The sequence below is a fragment of the Streptomyces sp. NPDC016640 genome (genome assembly GCF_043076215.1).
In the GTDB taxonomy this organism is placed as follows: domain Bacteria; phylum Actinomycetota; class Actinomycetes; order Streptomycetales; family Streptomycetaceae; genus Streptomyces.
The window spans coordinates 29447-46020 of the sequence record NZ_JBIBRG010000005.1; the positions used below are offsets into that span (position 1 = coordinate 29447).

Here is a 16574-nt window from a genome sequence, read left to right on the forward strand (position 1 = left end):
CCCGGCGTTGTCGGTGCCGGGCCGTACGGTGGGGCGCATGGACAGCCATGGGCAGTACGAGCAGCGGGTCGTGTGGGCCGTCGTCCGCACCGGCATCGGCCCGCTGCTGCTGGCCGCGACCCGCGACGGTCTGGTCAACGTCGTCTTCCACGCCACGGACGAGGTGCGCGACGGCGCGCTGGAGCGGCTGGCGTCCCGGCTCGGCCACGAACCCGTCGAGGAGCCCGGCTCCCCGCTGCTGACCGAGGCGATACGCCAGGTGGAGGCGTACTTCGCGGGTGAGCGGCACGCTTTCGACCTGCCCCTGGACTGGTCGCTGATCTCGGGCTTCAATCGTGAGGTCCTGCGGGAACTGGCCCGCGGCGTGCCGTTCGGCACGGTCGTCGGGTACGGCGATCTGGCGAGGCGGGTCGGCCTGCCCGGCGCCGCCCAGGCCGTGGGCATGGCGATGGGCGCCAATCCGCTGCCGGTGGTGGTGCCCTGTCACCGGGTGGTGGAGAGCGGCGGCGGCATCGGCGGGTTCGGGGGCGGCCTGGAGACCAAGCGCCGGCTGCTCGCTCTGGAAGGCGTGCTGCCCGAGCCCCTGTTCTGACGGCCCGGGCACCACGGACATCATCACCGTCCGTCGTAGTGCCTCGCCTCGAAGACGTTCCCGTCCGGATCGCGGAAGTAGAAGCTGCGCCTGGCCGGGCCGCGCGCTCCGAAGGAGTCGTGCGAGAAGTCCGTCACGGGCACGGAGCGCTCCTCGAGGCGGCTGCGGAGGGCGTCGAAGGCGTCGGCCGGCAGGGACAGGCAGACGTGGTTGACGGGATGGCCCGAGCTCTCGGCGGCGCCGGGGAGCATCGTCATGCGCTCCGCCACGGCCGACGGCATGAGGTCGAGGATGGTCTCCTCGTTGACGCGCACCGAGGGGAAGGGCGCCTCCCCCTCGGAGAATTCGGTGAGCCTGACGGGCTCGAGACCCACGGCCTCCGCGTAGAAGCCGGCGGCTGCGATGGAATCACGCACCCACAGGACGACGTGGTCGAGACGAGTCGTGTTGTCCGTCATATCTGCCAGCCTCCGTGACCTCCGTGACGGGGCGCAAGGGGTTTGACGAGGCGCCCGGGCCGCCAGAGATGAGGGAGGACCGGCTGACGGGAGGCAGGCGCGTGGTGCTGACGGTGTCCGAAGAGGTACGGGAGGCGATCGCCGCACGTCGGCCGGTGGTGGCCCTGGAGTCCACGATCATCGCCCATGGGCTGCCCCGGCCGCGCAATCTCCAGGTGGCGCTGGAGCTGGAGGCGGTCGTGCGGCAGGAGGGCGCGGTGCCGGCGACGGTCGCCGTGCTGGACGGGCGCCCCCGGGTCGGCCTGGACAAGGGGCAGCTGGAGCGGGTCGCCAACGAGGACGGCATCCGCAAGCTGGGCCACCGTGATCTGCCGCTCGCGCTGGCCGCCGGGGCGAGCGGGGCGACCACGGTGTCGGCCACCGCCCTGCTGGCGGCGCTCGCGGGCGTGCGCGTGTTCGCGACCGGAGGGCTCGGTGGGGTGCACCGGGAGTGGACGGTGACCCAGGACGAGTCGGCCGACGTGGGTCTGCTGGCGCGCACCCGGATCACCGTGGTGTGCGCGGGGGTGAAGTCGATCCTGGACGTGCCCGCGACCCTGCAGCGGCTGGAGACATCGGGGGTCGCGGTCGCCGGGTACGGCACGGATCGCTTCCCCGGGTTCTATCTGTCCGACTCCGGGCACCACGTCGACTGGCGGCTGGACACGCCGGGGCAGGTGGCGGACGTCATGCGGGCGCAGGACGCGCTCGGCGGGCCGGAGTCGGCGCTGATCGTGGCCAATCCGGTTCCCGAGGACGAGCAGTTGGACCCGGAGGTGCACGCGCGGGTGCTCGACGAGGCCCTCCACGCGTGCGAGGCGGAGGGCGTCACCGGTCAGGGGGTCACACCCTTCCTGCTGGATTACCTGGTCCGGCACACCGACGGCGCATCCCTCACCGCGAACCTGGCGGCGGTCCGGGGCAACGTGCGCCTGGCGGCGCGCGTCGCGGCTGCCTGGGCCACCGGGGAGTGACGGGGGTGGTGCGGGGCGGGGCGCTGCTGGTCGCCGGCGATGTGATCACGGACGTGGTCGCCCGGCACCGGGGGCCGCTCGCCCCGGGTACGGACACGGCGGCGGCGATCCGTACGGTGCCGGGCGGCGCGGGTGCCAATGTGGCCTGCTGGGCGGCGCGTCGGGGCGGTGCCGAGGTACGGCTCCTCGGACGGGTGGGTGCGGACGCGGCGGCCTGGCACGAGCGGGAGCTGGCCGCCCGCGGGGTCCGGCCCCTGCTGGTCGTGGACGAACGGGCTCCGACGGGGACGGTGATCTGCCTCGTCGACGAGGGCGCGGGGGCGGAACGGACCTTCCTCACCGACAGCGGCGCGTCGCTGCGGCTCGGTCCCGGTGACTGGTCGGACGCGTTGCTGGACGGCGTGGCGCGGCTGCACCTGTCGGGTTACCTCCTGTTCGGCGAGGCGAGCCGGGCCTTCGTCGCGGTGGCACTGGAGTCGGCCCGTGCGCGTGGGGTGCCGGTGAGTCTGGATCCGGCGTCGGCCGGGTTCCTCGTGGAGCTGGGCACCGCCCGGTTCCTGGAACTCGTCGAGGGGGTGGACGTCCTGCTGCCCAGCCGTGACGAGGCGTGCCTGCTCACGGGGTCGTCCGATGCCGCTCGGGCCGCGGCACGGCTGAGCCGGGACATCCCGCTGGTGGTGGTCAAGCAGGGCGCGGCGGGCGCGTTGCTGGCGCGGTCCGGCGAGGTGTACGCCCGTGTCCCCGCCGTACCGGCGACCGCGCGGGACACCACGGGCGCCGGCGATGCCTTCACCGGTGCTTTCCTCGCGTCCCTGCTCGCGGGGGCCGGCCCGGTGCGGGCGGCGGGGGAGGGCTGCCGGGCGGGAGCACGGGCGGTGGAACACATAGGGGGCCGCCCGCCCGCACCTTCCTGACGAGCGGGTGCCGCGACGGCTGAACTCCCTTTGTCCACAGGCGGGAATCAAGCGGAATGTCTGATTCCCACAGGCCCGCTCACGACTCGTCCGGTACTGGCAGACTGAGCGCCAAGGCGCGGGAAGCAGGCACGGCGCGGGGGAACACGCAAGGAGAGCCGGATGTCCATGGCAGGGAATCTGCGGAAGGTCACGAGTCTCGGCGGGGTCGGCGGGCTGCGCCGGGTGGCCCGGCTGGCCCGGCGGCGTCCCCGCGTGGACCTGAGTCACCCGGCGCGGTCCCCGCTCGGGTCCTCGGTGGTCAACTGCGTGACGTACCGGAGAGGTCGCCGCACCGCCGCGCGCGGGGACGTGGTGGACGCCGTGAAGCGGGTGCGCGAGAGCGGGGAGGGGTTCGTCTGGCTGGGTCTGCACGAACCGTCCAACCGGGAGTTCGCCGACATCGCCGAGTTGTTCGATCTGCACCCGCTGGCGGTCGAGGACGCCGTCGAGGCCCACCAGCGGCCCAAACTGGAGCGGTACCGGGAGACGCTGTTCGCCGTGTTCAAGACGGTCTGCTACGTCGAGCACGAGGAACTCACCGCCACCAGCGAGGTGGTGGACACCGGGGAGATCATGGTGTTCGTCGGGGAGGACTTCGTGATCACCGTGCGGCACGGACGGCACGGCTCGCTGGGGCCGTTGCGCGAGGGTCTGGAGTCCGATCCCGAGCAGCTCGCCAAGGGCCCGTCCGCGGTGCTGCACGCGATCGCGGACCATGTGGTCGACGACTATCTGACCGTCATCGACTCCGTACAGGAGGACATGGACCGGGTCGAGACGGATGTGTTCGCGGAGCACGGCGCGCGGGTCGATCCCGGCCGCATCTACCAGCTCAAGCGGGAACTGCTCGAACTGAAGCGGGCGGTGGTGCCGCTCGGCCGGCCGCTGGAGGAACTCGCCACCCGGCCGATCCGCGTGGTCGCCCCGGAGATACAGGCGTACTTCCGCGACGTCTCCGACCATCTGCAGCGGGCGAAGGAACAGATAGGGGCCTTCGACGAACTGCTCAACTCCATCCTCCAGGCGCACCTGGCGCGGGTCACGGTCGCGCAGAACGAGGACATGCGCAAGATCACCGCGTGGGCGGCGATCGTGGCGGTGCCCACCATGGTCTGCGGGATGTACGGCATGAACTTCGACCACATGCCCGAGCTGCACTGGCGGTACGGATACGGCATGGTCATCGGGGCGATATCCGTGGCCTGCCTGCTGCTCCACCGGGCGTTCCGGCGCAGCCGCTGGCTCTGAGCCCCCGCCCGGCGGGGCCGGCCGGAGGTCAGCCCGCGGTGGTCCTGGCGTAGACGCTCCCGGCCCAGGCGGCGATCTGTCCCTCCGTCAGGTGCCGGGCGAGATCGGACTCGCTGATCATGCCGACGAGGCGCTTGCCGTCGATGACGGGCAGCCGGCGGATCCGGTGGGTCTGCATCTCGTGGAGCACCTCGTCGACGTCGGCGTCCGCCTCGATCCAGCGCGGGGTGCCCTTGGCCATGTCGCCGGCGGTGACCCGGGCGGGATCGTGGCCCAGGGCGACACAGCCGACGACGATGTCCCGGTCGGTGAGGATGCCGCACAGCCGCTCGTCGGCGTCGCTGACGGGCAGGGCGCCGACGTTGAGCTCGCGCATCAACTGGGCGGCGCGGTCGAGGGTTTCGTGAGCGGGGATCCACTGGGCGCCGCGGTGCATGATGTCTCCGGCGGTGGTCATGGGGTGCCTCCCGGTGCCGGACGGGCCGGCGCGGCGCGGGGGCGCACCGCGAGTCCCGTCGCTTTTCATTCTCTCCGTGCCGCCCGCGGACGGCACCCGCAGGGCGGCTCGCGCCGGCGCTCCGGCCTCGCGTCCGGTCTCAGCCGCGCCACGCCGGATGGCGGGGATCGTCGGCCCGTACGAGTACGTCGGCGGTGCCGGCCGGGTCGGTCTCCCGCTCGTAGCGTTCGAAGGCGGGAAGGGTCCAGTGCTCGGCCTCGGGGGTGCGGCGGCGCAGGGCGCCCGCCGAGAGGAGGACGTGGACGCTGAGGTCGAAGGGGAACCAGTGCCGCAACAGGAGGGGACCGTGCAGCAGGAGCACACCGCCGGGCGGGAGTTCGGCGTAGGGGCTGCGGGTGGCCCGATCGGTGGCGGGGTCCCACAGGTCGGGCAGGACCCGTCCGCTGCCGCCGGGTTCGAGGGGGCCGAACACCTCACGCCAGAGGGCTCCGGTGTCGTACCAGCCGCTGTAGTAGGACTCCACGTCCCGGTGGCCGTACTCGAGCCGGACCGAGGCGGGCCGCAGGAAGCCCTCGGTGCCCACGACCAGGGACGGGCGGCCACGTATCCGCAGCGCCTCGGCGACACGTTCGGCGAGGTCCCCGGGGCGGGCGGCCGGGGCGCCGTCGAGGGCGACCCGGGGCCAGGGAGCACCGTCGGCCGTCTTCAGTTCCAGCAGGCGCTCGGCGAGGAGGTCGCCGAGCCGGTCCCAGGTGATCGCTTCGAGTCGCACAGGGCCATGATGCGCCGTCGGCCGGTCCGGCCGCCCGGTACGAGCGGCAGGGCGTCCTCGTCGAGGAGGACGCGCCGGTCCGGGCCGCCCCGCCCCGGACCGCCCTGGACGCTCGCGTATGCGCCCGCGCCGCCCGGCCATGGCCGGGCGGGTCCGGGCCGGATGTACTGGTGGTGACGATGCCGGCCGGGAAGGATCCCGGCCCGCGGACGGGGGTGACGACATGATCGACGGGCCGTACTTCGTGCTGACGGTGCTGGGCGTGCTCGGGACCGGGCTGACGGCCGGGGTTTTCTTCGCCTTCTCGGCCTTTGTGATGAAGGGGCTCGCGGCTCTGCCGCCCGCGCAGGGCGTGGCCGCGATGCGGGCGGTCAACGTGGCGGCCGTGCGTCCCGCCTTCATGCTGCTGTTCCTGGGTTCGGCCGTGCTGTGCGCGGTGATCACGGTGGTGACGTTCGTGCTGTGGCCGGAGGAGGGGACGGCCGAACTGCTGGTGGGCGGCGCCCTGTACCTGGTCGGATCGTTCGGACCGACCGCGGTCGCGAACATACCGCGCAACGACGCGCTGGCCGCACTCGAACCGGGCAGTCCGCAGGCGTCCGCGTACTGGCCGGCCTATGTGCGCGAGTGGACGATGTGGAACCACGTCCGCACGCTCGCCTCGGCCGGTGCGGCACTGGCGTACGTGCTCGCCCTCACCACCTGACGGGCCCGTCGCCGTGCCGCCCCGGAGGCCGCGGAGAAAGCGCTGTCCGGACTCTCCGCGGGCGTGGGCGCGCGGACGTATCGTGGCCCGAGGAGTGCCGCCCGACGGCGCACGGCCCGTCACCCGCGCACGCAAGGAATACGGCCATGGCCGATCCCAAGGGTTTTCTGACCACGCCCCGCCAGGAATGGCCCCGCAGGCCCGTGACGGAACGCGTCCGCGACTGGAACGAGGTCTACGTCCCCGGGGCGCTGCTGCCCGTCATCGGCGGGCAGGCCGGCCGCTGCATGGACTGCGGTGTCCCCTTCTGCCACCAGGCCTGTCCGCTGGGCAACCTGATCCCCGAGTGGAACGACCTGGTGTCCCGGGAGGACTGGCGGGCGGCGGCCGAGCGGCTGCACGCCACCAACAACTTCCCCGAGTCCACCGGCCGGTTGTGCCCGGCACCCTGCGAGCCGGGCTGTGTGCTGGCCATCGACCAGCCGGCGGTCACCATCAAGAACGTCGAGTGCGCCATCGCCGACCGCGCCTGGGAGGAGGGCTTCGCACCGCCGGCCCCGCCGGAGCGGCTGTCCGGCCGGACGGTGGCGGTGATCGGCTCGGGTCCCACCGGGCTGGCGGCCGCCCAGCAGCTGACCCGGGCCGGTCACACGGTCGCCGTGTACGAGCGGGACGACCGGATCGGCGGGCTGATGCGGTACGGCATCCCCGCGTTCAAGATGGAGAAGCGGCATCTGGAACGGCGGGTGGAGCAGATGCGGGCCGAGGGGACGAAGTTCCGCACGTCCACGACGGTCGGGCGGGATGTCGACGCGGCCGGGCTGCGGGCCCGTTACGACGCCGTGGTGATCGCCACGGGGGCGACCGCGTGGCGGGAACCTCCCGTGCCGGGACGCGAACTCGCCGGCGTCCACCAGACGATGGAGTACCTGCCGCTGGCCAACCGGGTGTGCGAGGGGGACCTGGAGGCGTCGCCGTTGTCCGCCGCGGGCCGGCATGTCGTCATCGTCGGGGGCGGTGACACGGGCGCCGACTGTCTGGGCACGGCCCTGCGCGAGGGCGCGGCGTCGGTCACCCAGCTCGACATCCACACGCAGCCGGGCGCCGAGCGCGACGAGGACACCGAGCCCTGGCCGACGTATCCGAAGCTGTACCGGCTGTCGGCCGCGCACGAGGAGGCCCGTGATCTGGGGACGGCTCCGGCGGCGGACGCGGACGCGCGGCTGTTCGCGGCGTCCACGCTGCGCCTCACCGGCGACGCGGGCGGGCAGGTGCGCGCTCTGCACCTGGTCGAGGTGGACGCCGGGCGCCGTCCCGTGCCGGGCACCGAGCGGACGCTGCCCGCCGATCTCGTGCTGCTCGCGCTCGGCTTCTCGGGGCCCGACCGGGGTGACGGACTGATAGCCCGGCTGGGCCTGGCGCTGGAGCCGCGCGGCACGATCGCACGGGACGCGGACTTCGCCACGAACGTGCCGGGCGTCTTCGTGGCCGGGGACGCCGCCCGGGGTCAGTCGCTGATCGTGTGGGCCATCGCCGAGGGCCGCGCGGTGGCTGCCGCGGTCGACCGCCACCTGACCGACGGCGTGAGCCGCCTCCCGTCCCCGATCGGCCCGTACGACCGGCCGATGACAGCATGACGCCCCTCGCCACCCTTCCTGGCCCGTCCAGGTCCGGCGTGGGTGGCGACGGCGCAGCCGGGACGGGGTCCGCCCGGGGCCTCCGCCGCCGTCCGGAATGCCGGACGGCGGCCCGCCGGGTGGGGTGGCGGGCCGCCGTCGGCGAAGTGGTGCCGGAACTGCGGGGCTGGTGCCCCGCGGTTCCGCCGGGCCGGCCGGAGGCCGGTGCGAACCCGGTGCCGCCCCGGCCTCCGGCCGGGCCGCGGGTTCACGGCTTGCGGGCCACCGCCCCGTACCCCGGGACCACCCCGTCGTCCTGGCCCGGGATGGGCTCCCCCAGCTCCGGGTGCCACAGGTGGGGCACCTGGACGCCGGGGTCGACCAGGTCGAGGCCGTCGAAGAAGCGGGTGAACTCCTCGCGGGAGCGCAGCGCCAGGGTGACACCCGCGGCCTTGAGCTTCTCGGTGGCCGCCTCCGACTCCTCGGGCGTGAAGTCGGCCGTCGCGTGGGTGACGACCAGATGGCTGCCGGAGGGCAGGGCATCCAGCAGCCGCCGGACCAGTTCGTGCGCACCGTCCTCGTCGGGGACGAAGTGCAGCAGCGCGATGAGCGACAGCGCGACCGGCTCGGAGAAGTCGAGGATCTTCCGCGCGCCCTCCAGGATGGCGTCCGGTTCCCGCGCATCGGCCTGGAGGTACTCGGTCACCCCCTCGTCCGTACCGCGCAGCAGGGCCGCCGCGTGGGCCAGCACGATGGGGTCGTTGTCGCAGTACACGACGCGGGAGCCCGGCGTGATCTCCTGGGCCACCTGGTGCAGGTTGGGTTCGGTGGGAATGCCGGTGCCGATGTCCAGGAACTGGCGTATGCCCTGGCCGGCCAGCCAGCGCGTGGTCCGCTGCATGAACGCGCGGTTCACGCGTGCCATCACCGGGACCCGCGGGTCGAGGGCCAGCATCTGCCGGCCCATGGCCTCGTCGACCGGGTAGTTGTCCTTGCCTCCCAGGTACCAGTCGTACATCCGCGCGGGGTGCGGCCTGCTCGTGTCGATCTCCATGGGGTACTGCCCGGTCATGACGGACTCCATAAGTTCCTGCAATTGTTAGCGGTCAAGTCAGTGCCAAGTCAGAAGGGGAAACACAAAGGTAGATTCGGCAACAGGCCTCAGGACAGCAGGAAATCCGCCTCCCCGGCCTTGGCCCCCTCGATGAAGGCCGTCATCTCGGCGGAGGTGTAGATGAGCGCCGGCCCGTCCGGGTCGGTGGACTGCCGCACGGCGATCCGTCCGTCGTCGAGTTTCATCGCCTCCAGGCAGTTCCCCCCGTTGCCGCCGCTCCACGGCTTGTGCCAGCCCTCGGCGCCCAGCTCCCGCGCGGGCATGCCGTTGTAGATCCGCGCGGTGCGGACCCGCGGCTGGGGCAGGGTCTTCAGGGGCTTCATCAGTTCCATTCACAGCTCCTTGCGGAGATCCTGGAGGATCTCCTTCGTGCGATGTGCCGTGGCGGCCTGCGCCGCCATGCGGTCCATGACCTCGAGGTGGGTCGCCACCTCCGCGCGCGCGTCCAGGTAGACGGCGCCGGTCAGGTACTCGCTGTAGACCATGTCCGGCAGTTCGGGCATGGCGAATCGGAACAGCACGAACGGCCCGTACGTGCCGGGGTGGGGGCCGCCTGCGAACGTCGCGACCTGCAGCGTCACATTGGACAGCTTCGTGGCCTCGAGCAACTTGTCGATCTGGGCACGCATCACCTCCGGGCCGCCGACCGGGCGGCGGAGCGCGGTCTCGTCCATCACGACCCACAGCCGCGGCGCGTCCTCACGGGTGAGCAGGTTCTGCCGTTGCATACGCAGGTCGACATGGCGCTCGATGTCCTCGGGCTGGGTCTGCCCGACGGCTCCCGAGCGCAGCACGCCGCGCGCGTAGTCCTCGGTCTGGAGCAGTCCGGGGACGAAATGGGGTTCGTAGCTGCGGATGAGGGAGGCCGCGCCCTCGAGGCTGACGTACATGGAGAACCAGCCGGGCAGGATGTCGTGGAAGCGCTGCCACCACCCGGGCCGGTTGGCGTCCTCCGCCAGCTGCACGAAGGCCTCGGCCTCGTCGTCGGCGACGCCGTAGGCCTTCAGCAGGAGCTGGAGGTAGGGGATCTTGAGCGCGACCTCGGCCATCTCCATCCGGCGGACGGTGGCGGGGGCCACCCGGAGAATGCGGGCGGCCTCCTCCCTCTTGAGTCCCGCGCGTTCCCGCAGGTCGAGCAGGCGTCTGCCGAGGACGACCTGTCCGACCGTCGGCGCGGACCGGGGTTCGCTCACACTCCACCTCCTCGAACGATTCCTGACAGCCCGGCGGCGCCATTCGACGATCCGCCCGAGGATCGATTCATTCGAACGCACATTCGAATAGATCTTCGGTGGTCTCAACTGGCGCCGCTCGAGGTGCTGTTGCGAGCAGTGTGCCACGGCCGTCCGGACCGTCACACAACACTCTGCATTTTTCAGAGTGACACTTGCCAAGTGTTCATGGCGGGGCGATAGTGGCAAGCGTGATTCCGTCCGCGCCCTTAGGAACAGACGCCGCCGCTGGTTCCATCGGCCACGGTGCCGCCTCGGGAGCCGCCCCCACGGGGGCCGCCGCCGAGCGCCGGTTCCGTTTCGAACTGGCCGCCCACCCGGGGTCCCCGGCCCAGGCCAGACGCCTGACGAGGGCCCGGCTGACCGGCTGGTCGGTGTGTGAGGACACCTGCGACACAGCGGCCCTGGTCGTCTCCGAACTCGTCACCAACGCCATCGTGCACACCGCCAGCAGCCATGTGGTCTGCGAGCTGCACGACGGCGGCGACCTGGTGCGGATAGCCGTGCGGGACGAGGGCTGCGCTCCGGACCGGCCGCGGGCGAACACCCGGCAGCGGCCGGAGGAGGAGCACGGGAGGGGACTGCTCCTCGTCGACACCCTCTGTCTCTCGTGGGGCGCCCACGAGCACGGCACCGGGCTGCTGGTCTGGGCCGACCTGCCCCGCACGGCGGACGCCCCGCACGACCCCTCGGACCCTCGTGACGACCTGGGCTGGGGTGCCCGCCCGAAGCCCGGACCGGCCGACGGCCCGGACCACGGCAGCGGTGACGACGGCAGCGACGGCGCTGCCGGCGGCGCCGGGTCCGGCCGGCCGCGCCGGCCGGCGCAGGGCCTGGACACACCCCCGCGGCAGCGCACCCGCGGGCCCGGGGAGCGCGCGTGACAGGAACGTCCGGCATCCGCGCACTGAGCCTCGACTCGCTGGTCCGCCTCCATCGCGCACGGCAGGTTCCCCGCACCCTCCGGCGGCTGCCGGTACCCGACGGCATGACGGCGCCCATGGGCTGCGACGCGGTGGCGGTCCCCGCCCGCTTCGGCCCGTTGGTCATCCCCCGGCTGCCGCGCGTGGGCTGCGTCTACGCCGACGAGGCGCACTGGTGGTGGCTGGTCCCGTCCGACTCCGACTACGCCCTGGAGTGGCCCGCCCCCGCGCGCTACGCCATCGGCGCGGTCCTCCCGGACGCCGGCGCCCCTCAGCCGCCCGGTCTGATCCACCGGCCCGACGGCACGCTCCCCTACACCCCGCCGATACCGCTCTATCTCGCCCTGTGCCGGCTGACCGGAACCACCCCGACCTGGTCACGCCCGGTCACCGCGTAACCGCCCTCCGGTCACCGCGTCACGGACGTCCGCTCACACGGTCACGTCACCGACGCCCTCGCCGCGGACGATCACCAGGAACATGTCGGTCGCGAGATCCATGATCACCTCGGCGGGCAGCCCCTCCAGGCGCCGGGCGTGCGCGAACGCCTCCGCCGGCCACGACCCGCGCGGTCCACCTGCGGGAAAGCGTTCGAGCACCGTTCGCCCGTTCACCCTGCCACCTCCATGCTGCGTTGTACTCGTAGAGTTAAACGCCAACCATGGGGTGAACACCCCGTCCAGTGACGGTACTGAGACGTAGTTGACACCCGTTCACCATCCAGTGTGAGCGGACTCTCAGCTTTTCGGAGTAAACCGTCACCGTCCGTATCAGTCTTCGTACTCGTCGTGCTCGTCGTACTCGTCGTGCTCGCCGTACTCGTCGTGGTAACGGATGCGTTCGCTCCCCGTGGGCGCCCCGAGGGCCGACGCGCACCCGTCGGGTTCCTCCCCCTCCTCCTGGCGGCCGAGCGCGGTGAGGTCCAGCAGACTGGTGGTCGAGCCGAGCCCGTCGAGGCCGCGCCCGTACGTCGAGTAGGTGTGGAAGACCCGGTCTCCGTCGCGCAGGAAGCAGCTGAGGCCGGGCCGCTCGGTGAGCCGCCCCTCGTGTTCCAGGGTCACCTCGAAGTCCTTGTTGAAGTCGCCGGAGGGCGAGGAGTACCAGGGCAGCATCCACCCCATCCGGGCCTTGAACGGCAGGATCTTCGTGAACGGTGCCCGGGAGACGGCCGCGAACGTGGTGCCCCGCGCCGCGAGATGGGCGAGATGCCCGATCTGGTCCAGGAACGCGGAGCAACCGCGGCATCCGGCGTCCCACTCGGGGGCGAACATGAAGTGGTGGACGACGAGCTGGCGCCGCCCTTCGAACAGATCGAGCAGCGTGGCCTTTCCTCCCCCGAGCTCCGGGCCCGGCTCGAACAGCGAGGCGCTCCCATCGCCCTCGAACACGTACTCCCGGTCGACCGGGACCATGGGCAGCCGGCGCCGCTCGGCGCCGAGCGCGTCCCGCGCGCGGGCGACGGCCTTCTCCTCGAGCAGCAGTTCCCGGCGCGCCGCGCGCCACTCGGCGCGCGAGACGATCTCCGGAAGCGACATGGTTCCTCCTGTGCGACGGTCCCGTTGCAGGAGGTGACCGCCGGGCCGCGCGGAACTCATCGCTCCCTCGCGGACGTCTTCGGCTTCGGCTTCAGAGGTCGTAGTCCTGGATCCGGCGGCCGTGGCTGCGGTCGACGAGGGCGGGCAGCCGCTCCCCCAGCTCCCGGACCACCTCCGGGACGTCGATCGTGAGCAGTTCCCGGTCACGCATGAGGACCCGGCCGTCGACGACGGTCGTACGGACGTCGGCGGAGCGGGCGCTGTGCACCAGGGTCGCGGCGAGGTCGTGCACGGGCTGGGTGTGCGGGCCGGTGAGGTCGACGAGGACGATGTCGGCGCGGCGACCGGGCGCGATGCTGCCGATGCTCCCGCCGAGGCCGACCGCGCGGGCGCTCTGCAGCGTGGCGTGGTGCAGCGCCTGACGGGAGGTGAGCAGACGGGGGTCGCCCTCCGCCGACTTCTGGATCAGTGAGGTGAGCGCCATCGACTCCCACACGTCGAGTGAGTTGTTGGAGGCGGCGCCGTCCGTGGCGAGTCCGACCGGGACGCCGATGTCGCGCAGCGCGCGCACCGGTGTGGTGGTGGGCCAGGCGAACTTGAGGTAGCCGCGGGGCGCGGTGGCCACGGCCGTACGGCCGTCCGCGCGCTCCAGCAGCGGCAGGTCACGGTCGAGGATGCCGGTGCCGTGGGCGATGAGCACGTCGGTGTCGAGGATGCCGGTGCGCTCCAGGACCTCGATGGGGGTGAGCCCGTACCGGGCGAGGGAGGCGTCGGTCTGGTCGCGGTTCTCGGCGGCGTGCAGGTGCACGGGCAGCCCGTGCGTCCGGGCCAGTCCGGCGGTGGCGGCGAGATCGGCGTCGTCCACGGTGTAGGGGGCGTGCGGGGCGAGGGCGGTGGTGATGCGGCCGCCGGCCGAGCCGCGGTGGCGCAACGCGAACTCCAGCGACCGCTCCCGTCCCGCAACGCCCTGGGAGGAGAAGTACGCCTCCCCCAGCAGCGCCCGCATCCCGCACCCGGCGACCACGGCGGCGATCACGTCCATGGCGAAGTAGTGGTCGGCGAAGCAGGTGACACCGCCCCGGATCATCTCCGCGCAGGCGAGCCGCGCGCCCAGTTCGACGTCCCGGGCGGTGAGGTTGGACTCCACCGGCCAGACGACGCCGTTGAACCACTCCTCGGTCGGCAGGTCCTCGGCGAGGCCGCGCAGGGCCACCATCGGGGCGTGGGTGTGGCAGTTGATCAGACCGGGCAGCGCGACCTGCCCCCGGGCGTCGATCCACTCGCCGGCCGCCCGGCCCGCGACGGCCTGCGCACTGGTCACCTCCTCCACCGCTCCGTCACGCACGACGATCGCGGCGTCCTCCGCGAACCCGATTCTCTCTTGATCGTCGTGCGTGAGGACGGTGCATCCGGTGATGACGAGCCCGGCGGGACTCTCCACGGCAGAAGGCGTCATCACGTCAACGTACGGCGCTCCCCCGGCCCGGGTGAGCCGAACCGCGGCATCCCGTCGCGGTTGTGCCGCGGGGCGGGCCGGGCACGGGCCTGCCGGACGAGGGGCCGCCGCGTCCGCCGCCGGTGGGTGCGGACCCCGGGGAGCGGCGTGGCGTGCCGGGACCGGATCACGCACCGGTGCGGGCGGGGTGGGCCGGCCGGCTCACCCGGCGGCGGGCGGGTCCGGCAGACGGAGTCCGACGCGGTCGCGGCGGCGGGCGAGTTCGTCCTGGAGTTCGGCGAGCCGCCGGACGTGACGGGGGTCGAGGGCGCCGGTGTCGTCGAGCTGGACGGCGCAGGCGGTGGTGGTGTCGACGAGCCGTTCGAGGGTGGCGGCGATCTCGTCCGCGCCGTCCGCGTGCCGGGCGAGCGGCGGGAGCTCGGCGGAGGCCAGGGCGATGGCGGTACGGGCTTCGGCGAGGGTGCGGTAGGCCTCGCGGCGCAGGGCCCAGCGGACGGCGCGGTCGCGGGAGCCGCCGGTCGCGTGGTGCTCCTGCGGCTCGCCGGACGTGTGGTGATCGCGGGACCGGCCGGACGCGTGGTGGCCGTCGGGCCCGCCCAGCACGTGGTCGAGGTACGCCCGGGCGGCGGCGCCGGCTTCCGCGAGCCGGGCCCGGATGGCGTCGCCGCGCGGGCCCGGCATCGGGAGGTGGCCGACGACCAGCACGATGGCGCAGGCCAGCAGGGTCTCGCCGATCCGGCCGACGGAGGCCTGGGGCTCACCGCCGGCCATCACCAGGGCGAGCACGAGCACCGTGACCACGGCGGTCTGCGCGGCGAAGTGCCGGGTGGCCACGGGAATCAGCGCCCCGCTGACCACGACCAGCGCGACCAGCCCCTCCGGCCGGGGCAGCACCGCGGCGAACCCCGCGAAGACAAGCGCCCCGAGCACGGTCCCGGCGGCCCGGGACAGCACCCGGGAGGCCAGCGGCCCGAGGTCGGGCTTGACGAGGAAGACGGCCGTGGCGGGCAGCCAGTACCAGTGCTCGTGCTGCCCGTACCAGCGGGCGTGGTGCAGTGCCTGGGCGACGGCGGCGCTCGCCCCGAAGCAGAGGGCGACCCGCAGGCCGTACTCGCGGCCCCGGGCGCCGAGGAGGGTGCGCACCCGGGCGGCCCGGGGCCGCCTGCGGTTGTGCAGGTCGCCGCCCGCCGCGCCGTCGAAGACCTCGGCGGCGTGCAGGAGCGCGTCGTCGAGGGCGCGCAGCGCGGGGGCGGACCGGGAGGGCGCGGGCAGCGGCCCGGTGGGGGTGTTGTCGCGCACGGCGACGGCGAGGCGCCGGGGCCCCTCGGACGTGCGGGCCGCGACGGCCTCGCCCGCCCAGGCCAGTGCGGTCGCGGCCTCGGCGAGGGGGAGCGCGGCGGCGTACCGCGCGTGCAGCCGGCGTTCGGCCGCGGAGGAGGCGTACCGCCGCAGCCGGGGTCCCGCGAGTGCGTCCTGCGCGTGGTCGAGGGCGGCGGTGAGCGCGGCCCGCCGCGCGGTGGCCGTCTCCGATCCGGCCGCGTCGAGCAGCGCGGCCACGGCGTCGTACACCCCGGCGACGGCGTGCCGCTCCCCGTCGAACCGGAAGTCCCCGGCGAGCGAGCCCGGGGTGGGCAGCGCCAGCCGCAGCAGGAGCAGCCAGCCGGCACCGGCGGCGAAGGCGAGCGCCCGTTGCCATCCCGGTTCGGGCAACGGCATCCCGGCCCCGACGGCCGCTCCGACCAGCAGTTGCGTGCCCACGGCGGAACCCACGGGCCCGAGTGCGCTGACCGCGCCGGCGACCAGGCCGAGGCCGGTCAGCAGCAGTGTGAGCAGCACGGCCGGGACGTGGTCCCCGGCGTACGTCCCCGCGGCCAGCCCGGCCGCCCCCGCGAGCGCGGGCCCGCCGATCCGCCCGACCGAGGCGCGCCGGCTCCCCGGCCGGTCGTTGATCCCGGCGAACATGGCACCGATGGCGGCGGCGACCCCGAGCGTGGGCCGCCCGGCGAGGACGGCCGCGAGCAGCAGCGGCCCACCGGCCAGCGCGCCGCGCGTGACCGCGCTCCAGGGGACCGGTCCCCGCTGGGCTCGCAGGACATGGGCCAGCCACGGAGGTACGGCGGGTGCGGCGGGGCGGGACACGGGGCTCCAGTCGTCGCGTCGGGCGGGCGAGGGCTCGCGGGCGACGGTGACCGGGCCGGGGGAACGTCATCTCCACGGTAAGCGGTGTTGCCGGAGGAGAGCGAACGGCCGCGTTTCCGTGAGGTGACGGTGCGGGCGCGTGGTGCCGCCCGCGTGGACGCCGGCCCACCGGTACACCGGTACAAGATGCGGAAGGCCCTCGTCCGGACGTCCGCGTACCGGGAGATGCGGCGCCGGCGGCCGCGACAGCGGCTGCCCTCGTCCCGCCCCGGGCCCCGCCCGCGCGGCGGGCGCTGTCGTGCGTTGCTCCATAGGAAGGAAAAAAGACGCTCGGCGAGCCCGATCACCCCGCCCCCC

18 protein-coding genes are annotated in these 16574 nt (G+C 73.5%); 8 read left to right on the forward strand and 10 right to left on the reverse strand.

Annotation, left to right across the window (positions count from 1 at the left end):
* Positions 1–37 precede the first annotated feature (37 nt).
* Positions 38–592, forward strand: coding sequence for a methylated-DNA--[protein]-cysteine S-methyltransferase (locus ACF07S_RS12205; RefSeq protein WP_391974126.1), 555 nt, complete (start codon positions 38–40; stop codon positions 590–592).
* Positions 593–615: 23 nt separating this feature from the next.
* Here the strand turns inward: ACF07S_RS12205 and ACF07S_RS12210 are convergent, their stop codons facing one another.
* Complete coding sequence (locus tag ACF07S_RS12210) at positions 616–1050, reverse strand: VOC family protein (protein ID WP_391974127.1); 435 nt, start codon at positions 1048–1050, stop codon at positions 616–618.
* Positions 1051–1151: 101 nt separating this feature from the next.
* On the opposite strand from ACF07S_RS12210, the gene ACF07S_RS12215 reads away from it, so the two are divergent.
* From ACF07S_RS12215 to ACF07S_RS12225, 3 genes are all read left to right on the forward strand, one after another.
* The gene (locus ACF07S_RS12215) at positions 1152–2063 is read left to right on the forward strand and encodes a pseudouridine-5'-phosphate glycosidase (RefSeq protein WP_391965042.1); all 912 of its coding nucleotides are present in this window, start codon (positions 1152–1154) and stop codon (positions 2061–2063) included.
* Positions 2045–2977 (forward strand): carbohydrate kinase family protein, encoded by a 933-nt coding sequence (locus tag ACF07S_RS12220; protein WP_391965335.1) that lies wholly within the window; start codon positions 2045–2047, stop codon positions 2975–2977. The genes ACF07S_RS12215 and ACF07S_RS12220 overlap by 19 nt, the downstream gene beginning before the upstream one ends.
* A gap of 162 nt (positions 2978–3139) precedes the next feature.
* On the forward strand, positions 3140–4267 hold the full coding sequence (locus ACF07S_RS12225) for a magnesium and cobalt transport protein CorA (protein ID WP_391965043.1): 1128 nt from the start codon (positions 3140–3142) through the stop codon (positions 4265–4267).
* 28 nt (positions 4268–4295) lie between these two features.
* Here the strand turns inward: ACF07S_RS12225 and ACF07S_RS12230 are convergent, their stop codons facing one another.
* Positions 4296–4724 (reverse strand): CBS domain-containing protein, encoded by a 429-nt coding sequence (locus ACF07S_RS12230; protein ID WP_391974128.1) that lies wholly within the window; start codon positions 4722–4724, stop codon positions 4296–4298.
* Positions 4725–4863: 139 nt separating this feature from the next.
* Complete coding sequence (locus ACF07S_RS12235) at positions 4864–5496, reverse strand: uridine kinase (protein WP_391965045.1); 633 nt, start codon at positions 5494–5496, stop codon at positions 4864–4866.
* A gap of 223 nt (positions 5497–5719) precedes the next feature.
* On the opposite strand from ACF07S_RS12235, the gene ACF07S_RS12240 reads away from it, so the two are divergent.
* Together ACF07S_RS12240 and ACF07S_RS12245 are read left to right on the forward strand one after the other, a co-directional pair.
* Positions 5720–6202, forward strand: coding sequence for a DUF1772 domain-containing protein (locus ACF07S_RS12240; RefSeq protein ID WP_391974129.1), 483 nt, complete (start codon positions 5720–5722; stop codon positions 6200–6202).
* A gap of 146 nt (positions 6203–6348) precedes the next feature.
* Complete coding sequence (locus tag ACF07S_RS12245) at positions 6349–7839, forward strand: glutamate synthase subunit beta (RefSeq protein ID WP_391974130.1); 1491 nt, start codon at positions 6349–6351, stop codon at positions 7837–7839.
* A gap of 247 nt (positions 7840–8086) precedes the next feature.
* Here the strand turns inward: ACF07S_RS12245 and ACF07S_RS12250 are convergent, their stop codons facing one another.
* The 3 genes from ACF07S_RS12250 to ACF07S_RS12260 form a co-directional block, all read right to left on the reverse strand.
* Positions 8087–8890, reverse strand: coding sequence for an SAM-dependent methyltransferase (locus ACF07S_RS12250; RefSeq protein ID WP_391965047.1), 804 nt, complete (start codon positions 8888–8890; stop codon positions 8087–8089).
* Positions 8891–8979: 89 nt separating this feature from the next.
* Positions 8980–9264, reverse strand: coding sequence for a DUF397 domain-containing protein (locus ACF07S_RS12255; protein ID WP_391965048.1), 285 nt, complete (start codon positions 9262–9264; stop codon positions 8980–8982).
* Positions 9265–10125, reverse strand: a complete 861-nt coding sequence (locus ACF07S_RS12260) for a helix-turn-helix transcriptional regulator (protein WP_391965049.1) — start codon at positions 10123–10125, stop codon at positions 9265–9267.
* A 230-nt stretch (positions 10126–10355) separates the two neighbouring features.
* Here ACF07S_RS12260 and ACF07S_RS12265 point away from each other — a divergent pair, with 230 nt between their 5' ends.
* Entirely contained in the window at positions 10356–11048 is a 693-nt protein-coding gene (locus tag ACF07S_RS12265; protein WP_391965050.1) for an ATP-binding protein, read from the forward strand.
* On the forward strand, positions 11045–11485 hold the full coding sequence (locus tag ACF07S_RS12270; protein ID WP_391965051.1) for a hypothetical protein: 441 nt from the start codon (positions 11045–11047) through the stop codon (positions 11483–11485). Before ACF07S_RS12265 ends, ACF07S_RS12270 begins: the two co-directional genes overlap by 4 nt.
* Before the next feature lie 33 nt (positions 11486–11518).
* On the opposite strand, the gene ACF07S_RS12275 is transcribed toward ACF07S_RS12270, so the two are convergent.
* From ACF07S_RS12275 to ACF07S_RS12290, 4 genes are all read right to left on the reverse strand, one after another.
* Positions 11519–11701, reverse strand: a complete 183-nt coding sequence (locus ACF07S_RS12275) for a hypothetical protein (protein ID WP_391965052.1) — start codon at positions 11699–11701, stop codon at positions 11519–11521.
* 156 nt (positions 11702–11857) lie between these two features.
* Complete coding sequence (locus ACF07S_RS12280; protein ID WP_391974131.1) at positions 11858–12622, reverse strand: DUF899 domain-containing protein; 765 nt, start codon at positions 12620–12622, stop codon at positions 11858–11860.
* A gap of 91 nt (positions 12623–12713) precedes the next feature.
* Entirely contained in the window at positions 12714–14078 is a 1365-nt protein-coding gene (locus ACF07S_RS12285; RefSeq protein WP_391965054.1) for an amidohydrolase, read from the reverse strand.
* A gap of 201 nt (positions 14079–14279) precedes the next feature.
* A complete protein-coding gene (locus ACF07S_RS12290; RefSeq protein WP_391965055.1) occupies positions 14280–16217 on the reverse strand; it encodes an FUSC family protein in 1938 nt (645 codons plus the stop codon).
* Positions 16218–16574: the final 357 nt, after the last annotated feature.

Bases quoted from the DNA above. Each gene is read 5' to 3' on its own strand.
- ACF07S_RS12205 (WP_391974126.1), top strand. From the start codon at position 38: ATGGACAGCCATGGGCAGTACGAGCAGCGGGTCGTGTGGGCCGTCGTC.
- ACF07S_RS12210 (WP_391974127.1), bottom strand. From the start codon at position 1,050: ATGACGGACAACACGACTCGTCTCGACCACGTCGTCCTGTGGGTGCGT.
- ACF07S_RS12225 (WP_391965043.1), top strand. From the start codon at position 3,140: ATGTCCATGGCAGGGAATCTGCGGAAGGTCACGAGTCTCGGCGGGGTC.
- ACF07S_RS12230 (WP_391974128.1), bottom strand. From the start codon at position 4,724: ATGACCACCGCCGGAGACATCATGCACCGCGGCGCCCAGTGGATCCCC.
- ACF07S_RS12240 (WP_391974129.1), top strand. From the start codon at position 5,720: ATGATCGACGGGCCGTACTTCGTGCTGACGGTGCTGGGCGTGCTCGGG.
- ACF07S_RS12245 (WP_391974130.1), top strand. From the start codon at position 6,349: ATGGCCGATCCCAAGGGTTTTCTGACCACGCCCCGCCAGGAATGGCCC.
- ACF07S_RS12250 (WP_391965047.1), bottom strand. From the start codon at position 8,890: ATGACCGGGCAGTACCCCATGGAGATCGACACGAGCAGGCCGCACCCC.
- ACF07S_RS12255 (WP_391965048.1), bottom strand. From the start codon at position 9,264: ATGGAACTGATGAAGCCCCTGAAGACCCTGCCCCAGCCGCGGGTCCGC.
- ACF07S_RS12280 (WP_391974131.1), bottom strand. From the start codon at position 12,622: ATGTCGCTTCCGGAGATCGTCTCGCGCGCCGAGTGGCGCGCGGCGCGC.
- ACF07S_RS12285 (WP_391965054.1), bottom strand. From the start codon at position 14,078: ATGACGCCTTCTGCCGTGGAGAGTCCCGCCGGGCTCGTCATCACCGGA.